General features: G+C 63.3%; 9 protein-coding genes and 1 pseudogene. 2 read left to right on the forward strand and 8 right to left on the reverse strand.

Translation table 11 applies throughout. The features are described 5' to 3' along the window. Window positions 1–34 precede the first annotated feature (34 nt). A pseudogene (locus CRP40_RS22340) lies at window positions 35–4,453 on the reverse strand (NEL-type E3 ubiquitin ligase domain-containing protein). A gap of 153 nt (window positions 4,454–4,606) precedes the next feature. Between CRP40_RS22340 and nhaA the strand changes: the two are divergent. Further along, a complete protein-coding gene (gene nhaA / locus CRP40_RS08975) occupies window positions 4,607–5,944 on the forward strand; it encodes a Na+/H+ antiporter NhaA (RefSeq protein WP_027914788.1) in 1,338 nt (445 codons plus the stop codon). A 154-nt stretch (window positions 5,945–6,098) separates the two neighbouring features. Next, entirely contained in the window at window positions 6,099–6,956 is an 858-nt protein-coding gene (locus tag CRP40_RS08980; RefSeq protein WP_027914787.1) for an SDR family oxidoreductase, read from the forward strand. Between the two features lie 39 nt (window positions 6,957–6,995). On the opposite strand, the gene CRP40_RS21985 is transcribed toward CRP40_RS08980, so the two are convergent. From CRP40_RS21985 to pedH, 7 genes are all read right to left on the reverse strand, one after another. After that, a complete protein-coding gene (locus CRP40_RS21985) occupies window positions 6,996–7,136 on the reverse strand; it encodes a hypothetical protein (RefSeq protein ID WP_165919249.1) in 141 nt (46 codons plus the stop codon). 222 nt (window positions 7,137–7,358) lie between these two features. Further along, on the reverse strand, window positions 7,359–9,086 hold the full coding sequence (locus tag CRP40_RS08990; protein WP_027914786.1) for a NahK/ErcS family hybrid sensor histidine kinase/response regulator: 1,728 nt from the start codon (window positions 9,084–9,086) through the stop codon (window positions 7,359–7,361). Next, window positions 9,070–10,233, reverse strand: coding sequence for an alcohol dehydrogenase-like regulatory protein ErcA (gene ercA / locus CRP40_RS08995; protein ID WP_027914785.1), 1,164 nt, complete (start codon window positions 10,231–10,233; stop codon window positions 9,070–9,072). The genes CRP40_RS08990 and ercA overlap by 17 nt, the downstream gene beginning before the upstream one ends. 89 nt (window positions 10,234–10,322) lie before the next feature. Further along, the gene (gene pqqD / locus CRP40_RS09000) at window positions 10,323–10,595 is read right to left on the reverse strand and encodes a pyrroloquinoline quinone biosynthesis peptide chaperone PqqD (RefSeq protein ID WP_027914784.1); all 273 of its coding nucleotides are present in this window, start codon (window positions 10,593–10,595) and stop codon (window positions 10,323–10,325) included. A 63-nt stretch (window positions 10,596–10,658) separates the two neighbouring features. Further along, window positions 10,659–10,730, reverse strand: coding sequence for a pyrroloquinoline quinone precursor peptide PqqA (gene pqqA, locus CRP40_RS09005; protein ID WP_080672057.1), 72 nt, complete (start codon window positions 10,728–10,730; stop codon window positions 10,659–10,661). Window positions 10,731–10,849: 119 nt separating this feature from the next. Continuing rightward, on the reverse strand, window positions 10,850–12,370 hold the full coding sequence (locus tag CRP40_RS09010) for an aldehyde dehydrogenase family protein (RefSeq protein ID WP_027914783.1): 1,521 nt from the start codon (window positions 12,368–12,370) through the stop codon (window positions 10,850–10,852). Between the two features lie 118 nt (window positions 12,371–12,488). Next, window positions 12,489–14,279 carry a PQQ-dependent alcohol dehydrogenase PedH gene (pedH, locus tag CRP40_RS09015; protein ID WP_027914782.1) on the reverse strand — a complete coding sequence of 597 codons (1,791 nt, stop codon included), beginning with the start codon at window positions 14,277–14,279 and terminating at the stop codon, window positions 12,489–12,491. Window positions 14,280–14,343: the final 64 nt, after the last annotated feature.

Here is a 14,343-nt window from a genome sequence, read left to right on the forward strand (position 1 = left end):
GGATAAGCGGGCCCATCAATGACGGGCCCGGTAGTTACGCCAGTTCTCCCTCCCAGGGATGCTCCAGCAGCAGCCGCAAGGTCAATGACAGGGTCAGCTGGCGCTCGGCCGCGCTGCGCTCATCGGCAAGTTTACCCACGGCCTCGATGATCTGCTGCTCGGTCATACCTTCCTGGCCCTGCAAAAGTGCCTCGAGCTGGACGTGGTAGGGCTGGTTCAATGTCTCGTATTCGTTTGCATACGAAGTGCGCACAAAATCCATCCAAAACGTGCGCTGCAGTAGCGAATCGGCAATCCGCGCGTTGCTTTCAGCCAGCAGAATACTGCGTGCGGCTTCACGCAGACGCACATCGTCGACGTCGGAAAATACCCGGTGATACATGTAGCGTTATTGAGCCGGCAGTCCCAACGGCCGGACCAACCCTGCCCGATATGCCAGGTGTATCTCCACTTCATCGATCAGGCCGTAGGGGTTGCTGGCCCGCTCGCTGGCAATGTGTTGGGCTGCGACACGATCCACCTCGTCCAGGCGATACAGCTCGCGGCCAATGCGCACGAGAGCAGGCGCCGTGTCTGCGGCGGCAAGCCCTGCGGTGCGGGTCGCGACCAAGGCACGCACCTCGAACAGGCTAAGCATCAGCAGCATCTGATCAGCACAGGTGCGCGGGCCCGCTGCCTGCTGGAAGACAGCTTCACGGACCAGCGAATGCTCGACACACACCTCGATCAACGCCCAGATGCGCCTGCGCAGATCGATGCCTTGAAAATCATAGTCGTTCGAGCGCCCAAGGTCGTTGAAGAACCGCATCAGGTCATCGCTGCCAGGCTCGTCGGTCAGCGCCGCCCAATGCTCGGAGCGAATCCCACGCTCCTCAGGGCTGGAGTCCGCCAACCAGCGCTCAAGGGATTCTTGCCCGCCAGGGCCATGACGGCGCACAGGCAAGGCCGTTGCCCCGACTTCGCCCAGCGTGCTGCGCAGCGCGGTCTGCGTGGGTTCGGGCACAGGGTTATCGTGCAGGCTTAGCCCAGCCAGACGCCGGTGGGAGTGAGCAAGGGTCGGGCTCATGCCCGCGATATGGTTGTCGCGAAGGTCGATGTCTTCCAACGCGGGGTGCATGTATACCTCTATCGGCAACTCGTTCAAGCCCGTGCCACGCAAGTGCAGCCGTTGTAGATCCAGCAACCGTCCCAGCGGTGGCAGCCGACCGATAGGGTTATGCGACAGGTCAAGGATGCGCAACCTGGTCAATGCACTGAGCCTGGCCAGGCCTGCGTCGTCGATCACGATCTGGTTGCGCGTCAGGCGCAGCTCGGTGAGCTGGGTCAGTGCCTGCAAGCCTTCTGGAACACTGCTTAGCAAGTTGTGGCTCAAGTCCAGGGTGCGTACATTGGGGAATCGCTGGAGAAACCCCTCGGTGATGCCCGACAAGTAGGCGCGGCGAATTGTCAGGTGGGTGACGTGATCGAACGACGCTTGCTCAGGCAACAGCGGAAGACTTTCGATGCGCTCGCTGTCGATGACCAGGCGGTACTCGCCATCGGCATCGGGTCGCTTACGCCGCCAGCATTGGCGGATGCGACGAGCAATCTGTCGACGGCGCTCAGGCAAAGGCGCAGTGGTTGCTTCTCGGCGCCAGGCTGCCAGGTTTTCACCCAGATCGACAAGGCACTGCTGCAATTGGCGCAGGTGATCCCACGGTTGCTCGCCCTGCAACCGCACCCGCTCAAGATACACTTCGATTTCCATCTCGTTCAGCGTCGGGAAGATCTGCTGGTAGCCCCGAAGCATGGCTTGCCGCGACCCTTCCGGACGGCCACTCAGCCTATAGCCGATACGTCCATCGCCAAGGCGCATCGCAGGCCTTGGCTTGCCCACCGGCACCATGCCCAAGAGCCGCGCAGCCTGTGTCCGGTCAGCAAAGGCACGGTCTGCCAGCGCGCTGGCAAGATCGGCCGGGGCCCCCGAGGCCGCCCCCATGGCAACGCGCTGCTCGGGGTCAAGGGTGCGCAGCAATGCCTGGAAAAAATCATCACTGGCCACAGCACCGTGCAGGGGACGTCCTGCATGATCGGTTATCAGGTACCCCTGTGCCTTATGAATCAGGCAGCGGGTCTCGGGTGCCGTGTCAGCGCCTACGCTGGCTCGCATATCGCCCCCGAATTGCGCCTCGTGCACTTCTATCTTGACTGCCGCAGCCCAAGGCCAGTCGCGGTGCAGCAATGCCAAAGCCAACCGCTCGGTATCCCTGTTAACGGCGTTGGCCTGCTCGAAACCGGCACACGCACGATCCAGGCGTGCGTCATGCAACGCCCATCGTGCCCGCTCGGCCAGCGCGAGCGGCACTTTGCGTTGCTCCAGCAACTGCCTGAGCTCGGTATCGCCCGCGGCCGTGAGCAACTCCCGGCCAGCGCGCGTGGAAAGTGCTGGAAAATCGCGGTGCAGCGGCTCGGCCGCCAGCGCGGGCACTTCCTCTGCCTCATGCCAATGCGCTTCGAAGGCTTGTCCACGCAGGCGGGGGAACGCTCGATGCAGCTCGTATCTGTGCACGGCATCACACAAGCGCGCAGGTGCAGGTGCGTTTTCAAGATGCAAGCGACGCAACGCGGCTTCGTCCAGCCCTACACTGCGCAGCACCGCGCGCACCGCTGCTGGGCTAACCGAACTCAGGTTCGAGCCCAGACGCGCCACCAGCATGCCGACGTCGGACCACTCCTGAGGGCGCTCCAGTGCATGGCGCATCCCGCCCGCCTCATTGTCTTCCAGGCTAACTGCAGGGGCTTGGACACGCTGCGGATGCTCAATCGTCGCGCGATACTCACTAGGCCCCAACCTGTAGGCACTGCCCTCTACGGCCACGTGTAAACGCCCATTGAGCAAACCCCGCTGCCCGGCCATCAGGTCCGAGTCGGGAACCGCATAACCTGGCAGTTCGACCCGGGCCAGGCGCTGCTCGCCCGCAGGCGTCAGCACAGGTGCCAGTTCATCGATGACGCCCTCTCGCGCCAGCATCCGGCCCGTGGCTGCACCGACAGCGGCGCCTACCCCAATCATGACGACGTTTTGCGCCACCGACATCAGATGACCGAGCGCTGCCTCTCGATCGCCAAGCGCCCACTCGTGGTAGCCATCGATCACGTCATCGGTAACCTGGCGCGCCGCCAGTGCGAGCAAGGGCAACCCGAGCTCGGGTACGAAGAAACTGGCCAAGCCCAGCAGGTCCAGCCCGAGACCCTTGAGTAAGTGGTTACGCCGGTCGCGCGCTTGACTGTCCACCGCCGTGCTGGGCACAGCCAGGGACTGCGCGTCCTCGAGCAGGGTATCGACCTGGACGCTGCGCAGGTGCGCGATCAGTGCACCGTGGATGACTTGGTGGCGACCGTCCAGTTCGATGGGGTCCTCAGCCGCTGCGCTGCCCAGCGCATGCTGGAAGCGCTGGCTGAAATGCAGGCGATCATGCTCCTTGATGAAGCGCTGGAAGAACTGCCGGTACGCAGGGTCGCGCAAACGCGTGCCAAGGCTGCGAAACAACTGCGACCACGAAGGGTAAGCGCCAATGGCGCCATGGGGATCGTCAGGTATCCACACGATCAGGTTCTGTGGCGCGGATGAGCCGTGCTCAGACGCAGGTTCGAACACCGTAACACCGGTCACCACTCGGCCAAACAGCCGAATTTCGCTGAACGCGCCTGCCAGTGGCTCGACAGCGCCGGCTACAGCACTGACCAGGCGATCAAGCTTCGCACCCTTCACGACGCCCTGTAGCCGCGCGAGCTCTACAGCGGCCAGTAGGCTGCGGCGCCACCCCTCTTCAAGGTCCGCGTTGACTTCGCGTCGGCGCTTGTCGTCGGCAAACAGCACCTGCTTGAGGTGCTGCTGGTAAGCAGCGCCCAGGTCCAAGGACCGACAGACCCCCGCGAAAGCCCGCGGACGCAAGGGGAGCACCGTCCCATCCGCATCCAGCACGTTCGACTGTGGCAACCAGGCTACCTCGGCGGTCTCTCGCCGATCAAAATTGTGCAACGCACAGGCCAGCAAGGGTTGCTCCAGCGTCTTGGGAACCACGCGATCAGGAATGGCGGTTACACCGGACGGGTAACGTACATGCACCACGCGATGAAGCCTGGCAGCTCGGACGTCCACCGGCCGGTGCAAGAGCCTTTGCAATGCCGCCTCAAGTAATGTGCTGGCGAAGTCGTCCAGAGGCTGCACTTGGGCGAAAACGGCCTGAACCTGCTCACGCGCCCGTTGCTGGTCAAGCAGCGCCTGATGCAGGACTTGGAGCTGCTCGACCGTGGCATCAGTCATCCAGGGTGGCAGTCGGTCGGCGATGAATGCATCCACGGAATCATCGGAAAACGGCGAGTTTGTCATGAAGCACCTGTGAGTCGCAAAAGCGTCACTCAGCCAGCTTCGAGACCTGTCTTTGAGGTAGTTGTCTAACGCCACCCACATGCAGCGCGGTGCATAGCCCGGCGTCACCGACCTCAGTCTCCCCACACGTGGCCAGTTGCGCTACAATCGCGCCCGGGTGCTAGCTGCTTGGGGCAGTGAAGCAGGTTAAACAAGCTACGCAGGTCGGGCCGCCATGCGGGAGTTATTGCGCCTATGCAAAACACGATAGTCCCCAAAGCACAGCAACTGGCCGAGCGCGCGCTGGCCAGCCTCGAACGTTTCCTGCACATCGAAGCCGTCAGTGGTGTGGTACTGCTGATCGCCGCCATCGCCGCCCTGATCTGGGCCAACTCCCCGGCCGCCGCCAGTTACGACGCCCTCTGGCATACGCCAATCACGCTGGGCATCGGCTCGCTGGTCTATTCCCAGTCCCTGCATTTCTGGATCAACGACGGCCTGATGACGATCTTCTTCCTCGTGGTCGGCATGGAGATTCGCCGCGAGATTCATGAAGGCGCCCTTTCCAGCCTGCGCCAGGCGTCCTTGCCCATGGTGGCAGCCATGGGCGGCGTCGCCGTGCCTGCCATGGTCTACCTGGGCTTCGGCCATGCGCCCAGCGAACAGCAAGGCTGGGCCGTGCCGACAGCCACCGATATCGCCTTTGCGGTCGGCGTATTGGCGTTGCTGGGCAAGTCGATCCCGTCGAATATTCGCGTCTTTCTGCTGGCCCTGGCGATCATCGACGACATCATCGCCGTGCTGATCATCGCCGTGTTCTATTCCGGTGGCCTGGACTACCTAGGCTTCGCTGTCGCGGCAGTGGGCGTGCTGCTGGTCCTGCTCATGCAGCGCATTGGCGTCGGCTCGGCCTTCGCCTACGTCATCCCAGGCGCGATCACATGGGTGGGTGTGCTGATGACCGGCGCCCACCCTACCCTGGCAGGCGTCGTACTCGGCCTGATGACCCCTGTCACCAGCCGACCCATGTGGGAGCGCCCCGTAGAAGCCGTGTCGCGCCTGAGCGATGAGGTGGTCGGCCGCGCCAAAGCCGCGGCCCAAGACGCAAGCGAACTGCTGACGCCCCTCAAGCAGCTGCGCGTGGCCCAACGTGAAGTGCTGCCGCCGGTGGTGCGTGTGCAAAGCGCGCTGCACCCTTGGGTGGCATTCGGGATCATGCCGCTGTTTGCCTTGGCGAATGCCGGGGTGAGCCTGTCGGGCGTCAACCTGGACAGCGAGACGCCGCGCTGGGTGATGGAGTCGGTGATGGCGGCGCTGGTCATCGGCAAACCAGTGGGCATCGTCGGCATCAGCTGGCTGATGGTGCGCCTGGGCGTGTGCTCGCTGCCGCCAGGGGTCAACTGGAGCGGCATCACCTTGATCGGGCTGCTGGCCGGCATTGGCTTCACCATGTCCATCTTTATCGCCAACCTGGCGTTCGCCAGCCCAGCGGCGCTGGGTGCGGCCAAGTTGGGCGTGCTGGCAGGCTCGGTGGTTGCGGCCACGCTGGGCCTGGCATGGGGCGCGTGGCGCGTGCGCGGTAAACACAGGTAGCGCCGACGCTGTTTCCCCATGCTCACGCGCATGGGGAAACACGCTTAAGGCTTGCCAACGGCCGCTCGTCGTCCCAATCATCGATCCGAGTCAACCCAGGGCAACGGGACCTTTCGAACAGGTACGAGCATTCTCAACTGCAGGAGCTTTTACCATGCGCGACTACCCTACCCCGCCCTTCCCCTCCCAACCCCAGACAGTGCCCGGCTCCCAGCCGAAAATGGACCCGGTACCGGACTGCGGCGAGCAGACCTACGTCGGCCATGGCCGGCTCGAGGGCAAGAAAGCGCTGATTACTGGCGGCGACAGCGGCATTGGCCGCGCAGTGGCCATCGCCTATGCCCGTGAAGGCGCCGATGTCGCTATCTCCTACCTGGACGAACACGAAGACGCCAAGGAGACCGCGCGCTGGGTCGAGGCAGCCGGGCGCAAGTGCCTACTGCTGCCAGGCGATCTGGCGCAGAAGCAGCAATGCCATGCGATCGTGGAAAAAACCGTGTCCGAATTCGGCCGCATCGACATCCTGGTCAACAACGCCGCCTTCCAGATGGCCCACGAAACGTTCGAGGAAATCGAAGACGACGAATGGGTGAAAACCTTCGACACCAACATCACGGCGATCTTCCGCATCTGCAAGGCCGCCTTGCCGTCCATGCCCAAAGGCAGCTCGATCATCAACACAAGCTCGGTCAACTCCGATGATCCGTCTTCCTCGCTGTTGGCCTATGCGGCGACCAAAGGCGCCATCGCCAACTTCTCCGCAGGGCTTGCGCAACTGCTGGCCAAAAAAGGGGTACGCGTCAACAGCGTAGCGCCAGGCCCGATCTGGACGCCGTTGATCCCCGCGACCATGCCCGACGAAGCAGTCAAGAATTTCGGCTCCAGCTACCCCATGGGCCGCCCGGGCCAACCGGTGGAAGTAGCCCCGATCTACGTGCTGCTGGGTTCGGATGAAGCGAGCTACATCAGCGGCTCGCGCTATGCAGTGACAGGCGGCAAGCCCATTCTCTGACAGACGCAGGGCTCTGCACCCGCAGAGCCCTCCACCACCTCACGGCATCAGAATCGCCTGAGCGTGGTCAATGCAAGGCACCGGCATGCTGTCCCTGCTCACCATGAGCCACTGGCGCATGCGAGCAGTGTCGAATATCTGGCCTTCTTCCATCATCGTCAGAATCAATGCCTGGGACATTCGGTAACACCCACACTGGGCGCACTGGCGCTGCTCCCACCCGCCGGCACATTCGACGGACTCTGCTTGTCCTGCGCATATCAGACAGCTCATGTAAGCCCCCTTGTTGTTCTTGTTCACCAACGCGTGGTCGCATGACCCACCCGACCCGGGCATGGCCAACTTCCATGAGATATCCGTGCCAACGCTTAAATTCCGTGAAATACGCTGCCCGATTGTCGGTCAGGTCAGCAGTTGACTGAGCACCGCGCGCAGTTTCCCGGGTTTTACCGGCTTGTTCAGTACCGGCATGCCCAGCGCCTGGAACGCCCGCCTGCCTTCGTCGCTGCGGTCGGCGGTAATGATGACCGCAGGGATCGTGCACCCGAATTGCTCACGCAACCGCTCAACCACGTCGCACCCCAAAACGCCATGATCCAGGTGATAGTCGGCCAAAATCAATTCTGGCGGCCGACCCTGCAGCGCGATACAGGCCGCGTGCTGATCCAAAGCCGTGACGACCTCGCACCCCCATTGGCTCAACAAGGCGCCCATGCTGTGCAAGATACTCGACTCGTTATCCAGCACCAGCAGCCGCCGCCCCGGCAGTGGGTCCCCCATGCTCGGCTGCAGGAGGACCACTGGGGTAGCAGCCGGCAGGCAGCTTGCCATTGGCACCTCAATCGTGAACACCGACCCTCGTCCGGGCCGCGACCGCACCCGTACCGGATGCTCGAGTATCTTGGCGATGCGCTCGACGATCGCCAGGCCCAGGCCAACCCCCTTGCGCTCGGCTGCACGGCCCACATCCAACTGGTTGAACTCGAGGAAGATCGACTCCAGGCGATCTTCCGGGATACCGCGCCCGGTATCCCATACCTGCAGCGCCAGGTAATGGCCACGCCGCTGCGCCGCCAACAGCACGCCGCCCGTTGACGTGTAGCGGCAGGCATTGCTGAGAAAATTGCGCAGGATACGGGTCATCAGCCGCAGATCGGTGCCCACGGCAACGTCGGGAATGCGCGCCCTGAGCTTGAGCCCTGCGGCGTCGGCCACTGGCTCGAACTCAGACACCAGCGGCGCGAACACGGTGCTCAGGTGGTACACGCCCATGTCCGGCTTCACGGCGGCCTGATCAAGTCGCGAGATGTCCAACAGGTCAGTCAGCAGGTCTTCGGCCCCTTCCAAGGCCTGGTGAGTGCGTTCCACCAGCAGTTGTTCGGCCTGCGCAAGCGGCCGCTCGCGCAGGGTCGCGATCAGCAAGCGGGCGGCATTGAGCGGCTGCAGCAGGTCATGGCTGGCCGCCGCCAGGTACTTGTCTTTGCTGCGATTGGCCAGTTGTGCGGCGTCCCGGGCGTCGCGCAGGGCCCGGGCGATCTGCTTGCGTTCGGTGATCTGCTGGTGCAGGTTGCGATTGGCTTCGAGCAGTTGGTCGGTCCGGTCGGCCACCCGCTGCTCAAGCTCATCGTTGAGTTGCTGCAAGTGCTGCTGCGCCAGCTTGCGCTCGGTAATATCGGCCACGAACCCTTCCACCAAGCCCTCATGCCCGGGTTTGCGCAACAGGTTCATGAGCACGTCGATGTGGCTGCCATCACGGCGCCGCAGGCGGGTTTCGTAACCGTGCAGGCTATGCTCGCGCGCCAAGGTCGTGGTGATGGCGTGCAGTTCCTGAGCACCCCCGACGAAGAGGTTGGCGCCAAGGTCGGTCAACGAGAACAGTACGGCCTGAGGGTCGTCGTAGCCCAGCATCCGCGCCAGGGCCGGGTTGGCAGCACGCATGCCGTCCTGCAGGCTGGCCTGGAAGATGCCGTGAACGGCATTTTCGAACAACCACTTGTAGCGGTTGCGCTCAGCTTCCAGTTCCTCCAGCCGCGCGGCCAGCTCCGGGTAATGACTCTTGCGCGCGGACTGGTCGCCCAGCCCGAGCAGCCCGGCCAGTGCTCGCTGCTGCGCTTCAGAGGGCTTCGCCATAAACGACCTCGACGTCTCGCTGACTGGAGGCACGTGGGTTGGTCAGGATGCACGGATCGTCCATTGCGTGCTGCGACAGGAATGGAATATCGCTGGTGCGCACACCGTGCAGCCCGAGTGTTTCATGGAAGCCCATGGCGTATTTCAAGGCGATCAGGTGGTCGACCAGACGCGCGCAGATCTGCCGGTGGTTCAGGCCCCGGCAATCGATGCCCATCACCTCGGCAATCACCTTGAAACGCTCTGGCGCCGAGCTGTAGTTGAACGCCACCACATGCTCGACCAGCACCGCGTTGCACAGCCCGTGGGGCAGATCCAGGAAGCCGCCCAGGCTGTGGGACATCGCGTGCACGGCGCCGAGGATGGCATTGGAAAAGGCAAGCCCCGCCTGCATGCTGCCCAGCATGACTTTTTCGCGCAGGCCGATGTCGGTCGGATTGGCGATCATCTGCACCAGGTTGCCGTTGATCAGCCGCATGGCTTCAAGGGCATGGGGGTCGGTCAAGGGGCCGTGGCCGGTGGAGACGAACGCCTCGATCGCATGCACCAGGGCATCGATCCCGGTACAGGCCGACAGAAACGGGTCCATGCTCAGGGTGGTCTGCGGATCGATCAACGACACGTCGGGCACCACCGCCTTGCTGACGATGGAGAACTTCATGCGTTCCTGTTGGTTGGAGATGATCACGAACTGCGACACATCCGCCGAGGTGCCGGCCGTGGTCGGAATCAGGATCAGCGGGGGGCTGGGCACGCGGATCATGTCCACACCCTCGAATTCGAGGATGCTGCGTCCGTGCGCCACCACGATGCCGATGGCCTTGCCGCAGTCCATCGGGCTGCCCCCGCCGACTGCGACGATGACATCGCAATGGTTTTGCCGGTAGATCTCGGCGCCGAGCATCACCTCCTCGACCCGGGGGTTGGGCGACACTGCGCTGTAGAGGCAATAGTCGATGCCCTGGGCTTGCAGGCTGGCCTCGACGTCGGCCACCCACCCGGCAGCGATCACCCCGGGGTCGCTGACCACCAGCACCTTGCGGGCCCCGAAGGTCTTGGCGTAGTTGGCCACGTTATGCCGGCAGCCGGCACCGAAGATGATTTCAGGCGAAACGAATTTGCGTAGCGGGCTGAAACTCTGGCTCATGGGCAAGCCTGATCTTATTGTTCTGGAAGGTGAGTGCCAGCGTAATGCATCCATCCACGAAAGCAACCAGACCTAGGTGGCATCGTCGCTCACTCGACCCAGGCCCTGACCCTGGCGAGCTCGAGAAAGCCCAGCACATCCTCCTCAAGGCCTCGCACGTCCCCATAGCGCTGACGCAAGTGCTCGATCACAACGGCCACGCTGCGCTGCCCGTCCAGCAGTTCCAGCACCCAACCGGCACTGCCGGTCAGTTCGATGACCATGCCCGGGCATTGGAGCACATGCATGCCGGTACTCGGCTCCCAGCGCAAGCGTGCCCGCCGGTGCACTTGCAAGGCCTGCTGACGGCTGATCGGCTCCACGGCTCAACATGTTCCTGGCGGGTAGAAAGACGCCGGCCACCGCGAGGGTGGCCGGCGTGCGGATCAACGGTTAGCGAAGTACATCGTCACTTCAAAGCCAATGCGCAAGTCGGTGAAGGTGGGTTTGGTCCACATGGCGTGTCCTCTTCTTGGGCCGGACGATTCCGGTACAGCCATTAATGCACGGGCAGCCGCGGGGCCAAATGCTACTTTGGAACGAACTCACGGCGCCCATGGACGAGGGTGCCTGAGCCTTAGAAGAAGCCCAGTGGATTGATGTCATAACTCACCAGCAGGTTCTTGGTCTGCTGGTAGTGGTCGAGCATCATCTTGTGGGTTTCGCGGCCCACGCCCGACTTCTTGTAGCCCCCGAACGCAGCATGCGCCGGGTACAAGTGGTAGCAGTTGGTCCAGACGCGCCCGGCCTTGATGCCGCGGCCCATGCGGTAGGCACGGTTGATATCGCGGGTCCACACGCCAGCGCCCAGGCCGAATTCACTGTCGTTAGCGATGGCCAGCGCCTCGGCTTCGTCCTTGAAGGTGGTCACACCCACCACGGGCCCGAAGATTTCCTCCTGAAACACGCGCATCTTGTTGTCGCCCTTGAGCAGCGTGGGCTGGATGTAATAGCCGCTGGCAAGGTCGCCCTGCAGGCGCTCGGCAGCGCCGCCGGCCAGCAATTGCGCGCCTTCGTCCTGGGCGATCTGCAGGTAGGACAGGATCTTGTCGTACTGCTGCTCGGAGGCTTGCGCGCCGACCATGGTGTCGGTATCGAGCGGGTTGCCACGGCTGATCTTGGCGATCTTCTTCATCACCTCGGCCATGAACGGCTCGTAGATCGATTCCTGGATCAGCGCCCGCGACGGGCAGGTGCACACCTCGCCCTGGTTGAAGAAGGCCAGGACCAGCCCTTCTGCCGCCTTCTCGATGAAGGCGGGCTCGGCCTGCATGATGTCCTCGAAGAACACGTTCGGCGATTTACCGCCCAGCTCTACCGTCGAGGGGATGATGTTGTCCGCAGCGCATTTCATGATGTGCGCGCCCACCGGCGTGGAGCCTGTAAAGGCGATCTTGGCAATGCGCTTGCTGGTGGCCAGGGCCTCTCCGGCTTCACGGCCAAAGCCCTGGACGATATTGAGCACGCCAGCGGGCAGCAGGTCGGCGATGAGTTCGGCAAACACGGTAATCGACAGCGGCGTCTGCTCGGCGGGCTTGAGCACCACGCAGTTGCCAGCGGCCAGTGCCGGGGCAAGCTTCCAGGCGGCCATCAGTAAAGGGAAGTTCCAAGGGATGATCTGCCCCACCACACCCAGCGGTTCATGGAAATGGTACGCGACGGTGCCCTCGTTGATCTCGGCGGCGCCGCCCTCCTGGGCTCGGATGCAGCCGGCGAAATAGCGGAAATGATCCGCCGCCAGCGGCACGTCGGCATTGAGCGTTTCACGAACGGCCTTGCCGTTGTCCCAGGTTTCGGTGATCGCCAGCACCTCCAGGTTCTGCTCGATGCGATCGGCGATGCGCAGCAGCATCAGCGCGCGGTCCTGCACCGAGGTTCTGCCCCAGGCATCGGCCGCGGCGTGGGCGGCGTCCAGGGCCTTGTCCACATCCTGGGCGGTGGACCGCGGAAATTCGGCGATCGGCTGGCCGTTGACCGGCGAGCTGTTGGTGAAATATTGCCCCGCCACTGGCGGTACGAACTGGCCGTTGATGAAGTTGCCATAGCGTGGCTTGAAGGACACGACGGCGCCTGGGGTTCCGGGTTGTGCGTAGATCATGCTGAGCCTCTGCGGGTCGATGCCTGCCTGCGACAGGCGATACGACGATGGTAAAAAGCCCCGCTTGCCAGGCGAATGCATCGTTGGCAGCGGGGCGCTCGTCATTTGGTAGTAGGGTTCAGCGCTGCGCGGTTGCGCTGGCGCCCTGCAATTGCTTGGGCAGCTTGAAGGTCCAGAGCATGCCGCCCTGGTTGAAGTCCTTGACCCGCTTGGCCACCTCCCCGCCCCACAGCGGTACAGCCCCGCCCCAGCCGGAGACCACCGACACGTACTGCTCGCCATCCATTTCCCAGGTCACCGGTGAGCCAAGGACACCGGAGCCGGTCTGGAACTCCCACACCTTCTCGCCGGTCTTGGCATCGAAGGCCTGGAGGAACCCCTCGGGGGTGCCGGTGAAGACCAGGTTGCCCTTGGTGGTCAGCACCCCACCCCACAGCGGGGCGTAGTTCTTGTGGCGCCAGACTTCCTTGCCGCTGACCGGGTCGATGGCACGCAGTACGCCGATGTAGTCTTCGTTCAGGGGCTTGATGGTGAAGCCTGCGCCCAGAAACGCTGCGCCTTTCTTGTAAGCGATGCCCTCGTTCCAGATGTCCATGCCCCATTCGTTCGAAGGCACGTAGAACAGCCCGGTGTCACGGTTGTAGGCCATGGGCATCCAGTTCTTGGCGCCCAGGAAGGCCGGCGCGACGAACACCGAGCTGCCCTTGGCCTCGCTGCCCGGTGCGCCCGGGCGACTGGCGTCGTTGTAGAGCGGGCGACCGTCCTTGTCCAGGCCCGTGGCCCAGGTGATCTTGTCGACGAAGGGGAAGCCGCGGATGAACGTGCCGTTGGTGCGGTCTAGCACGTAGAAAAAGCCGTTGCGGTCAGCCGTGGCGGCGGCCTTCACCTCCTTGCCCCCGTCCTTGTAGTTGAACGCTATCAGCTCGTTGACGCCGTCGAAGTCCCAGCCGTCGTGGGGCGTGCTTTGGAAGTGCCACTTGATCGTTCCATCGTCCGGGTTCAGTGCCAGGCGCGAGGACGAATACAGGTTGTCGCCGGGACGCAGGTGCGAGTTCCAGGGGGCGGGGTTACCGGTGCCGAACAGGATCAGATTGGTTTCCGGGTCATAGTAGCCGCCCAGCCAGGGAGCCGCGCCGCCGGTCTTCCACAGATCGCCCGGCCAGGTCTTGCCGGCTTCACCGCCCGAGATGCCGTTCTCGATGGCTTTGCCGTCCTTGTAGACATAGCCCATGTGGCCCTCGACCGTGGGCCGCATCCAGAGCAACTCGCCATTCTCCGGGTTGTAGGCCTGGATCTTGCCCACCACCCCGAACTCGCCCCCGGCAACGCCGGTGATGAGCTTGCCGTTAACGATCATGGGCGCCGCGCTGATGGAGTAGCCTTCCTTGTGGTCGGCCACTTTTTTGCTCCAGACCACTTTGCCGGTGTCCTTGTTCAGGGCCACCAGTTTGGCATCCAGGGTGCCGAAGAAGACCAGGTTGCCGTACAGCGCAACCCCTCGGTTGATGACATCGCAGCAAGGGCGGATATCGTCGGGCAAGCGGGCATCGTACTGCCACAGCTTCTTGCCGGTGCGTGCGTCGACGGCGAATACCCGTGAGTAGGAACCTGTGAGGTACATGACCCCATCCTTGATCAACGGCTGCGCCTGCTGGCCGCGCTGCTTCTCGCCGCCAAACGAGAATGCCCAAACCGGCCGCAACTCCTTGACGTTGCGGGTGTTGAGCATGTCCAGCGGACTGTAGCGCTGGCCCTGCACACCCAGCCCGTTGGTCACGATCTGCTGGGGGTTCTTGGGGTCTTGCAGGATCTCGGCATCGGTGACGCCGGCGTGGGCTGCGCCGGCAAGCAGCAAGGCGCTGAACACAAGGCTCAAGGCAAACACGGGACGGCATGGAGTACGGGTCATGGCAGCTACCTTTGGCTTTTTGTTATGCCGGGAAATTTTCCCGGTGTGGCGGGAATTCTTGTTC

Origin of the sequence: Pseudomonas sp. URMO17WK12:I9 (assembly GCF_900230165.1) — a bacterium.
Classification (GTDB): domain Bacteria; phylum Pseudomonadota; class Gammaproteobacteria; order Pseudomonadales; family Pseudomonadaceae; genus Aquipseudomonas; species Aquipseudomonas fulva.

Coding starts and splice junctions, on each gene's coding strand:
- CRP40_RS08980 (WP_027914787.1), top strand. CDS start 6,099: ATGCGCGACTACCCTACCCCGCCCTTCCCCTCCCAACCCCAGACAGTG.
- CRP40_RS21985 (WP_165919249.1), bottom strand. CDS start 7,136: ATGTCCCAGGCATTGATTCTGACGATGATGGAAGAAGGCCAGATATTC.
- ercA (WP_027914785.1), bottom strand. CDS start 10,233: ATGAGCCAGAGTTTCAGCCCGCTACGCAAATTCGTTTCGCCTGAAATC.
- CRP40_RS08990 (WP_027914786.1), bottom strand. CDS start 9,086: ATGGCGAAGCCCTCTGAAGCGCAGCAGCGAGCACTGGCCGGGCTGCTC.
- CRP40_RS09010 (WP_027914783.1), bottom strand. CDS start 12,370: ATGATCTACGCACAACCCGGAACCCCAGGCGCCGTCGTGTCCTTCAAG.
- pedH (WP_027914782.1), bottom strand. CDS start 14,279: ATGACCCGTACTCCATGCCGTCCCGTGTTTGCCTTGAGCCTTGTGTTC.
- nhaA (WP_027914788.1), top strand. CDS start 4,607: ATGCAAAACACGATAGTCCCCAAAGCACAGCAACTGGCCGAGCGCGCG.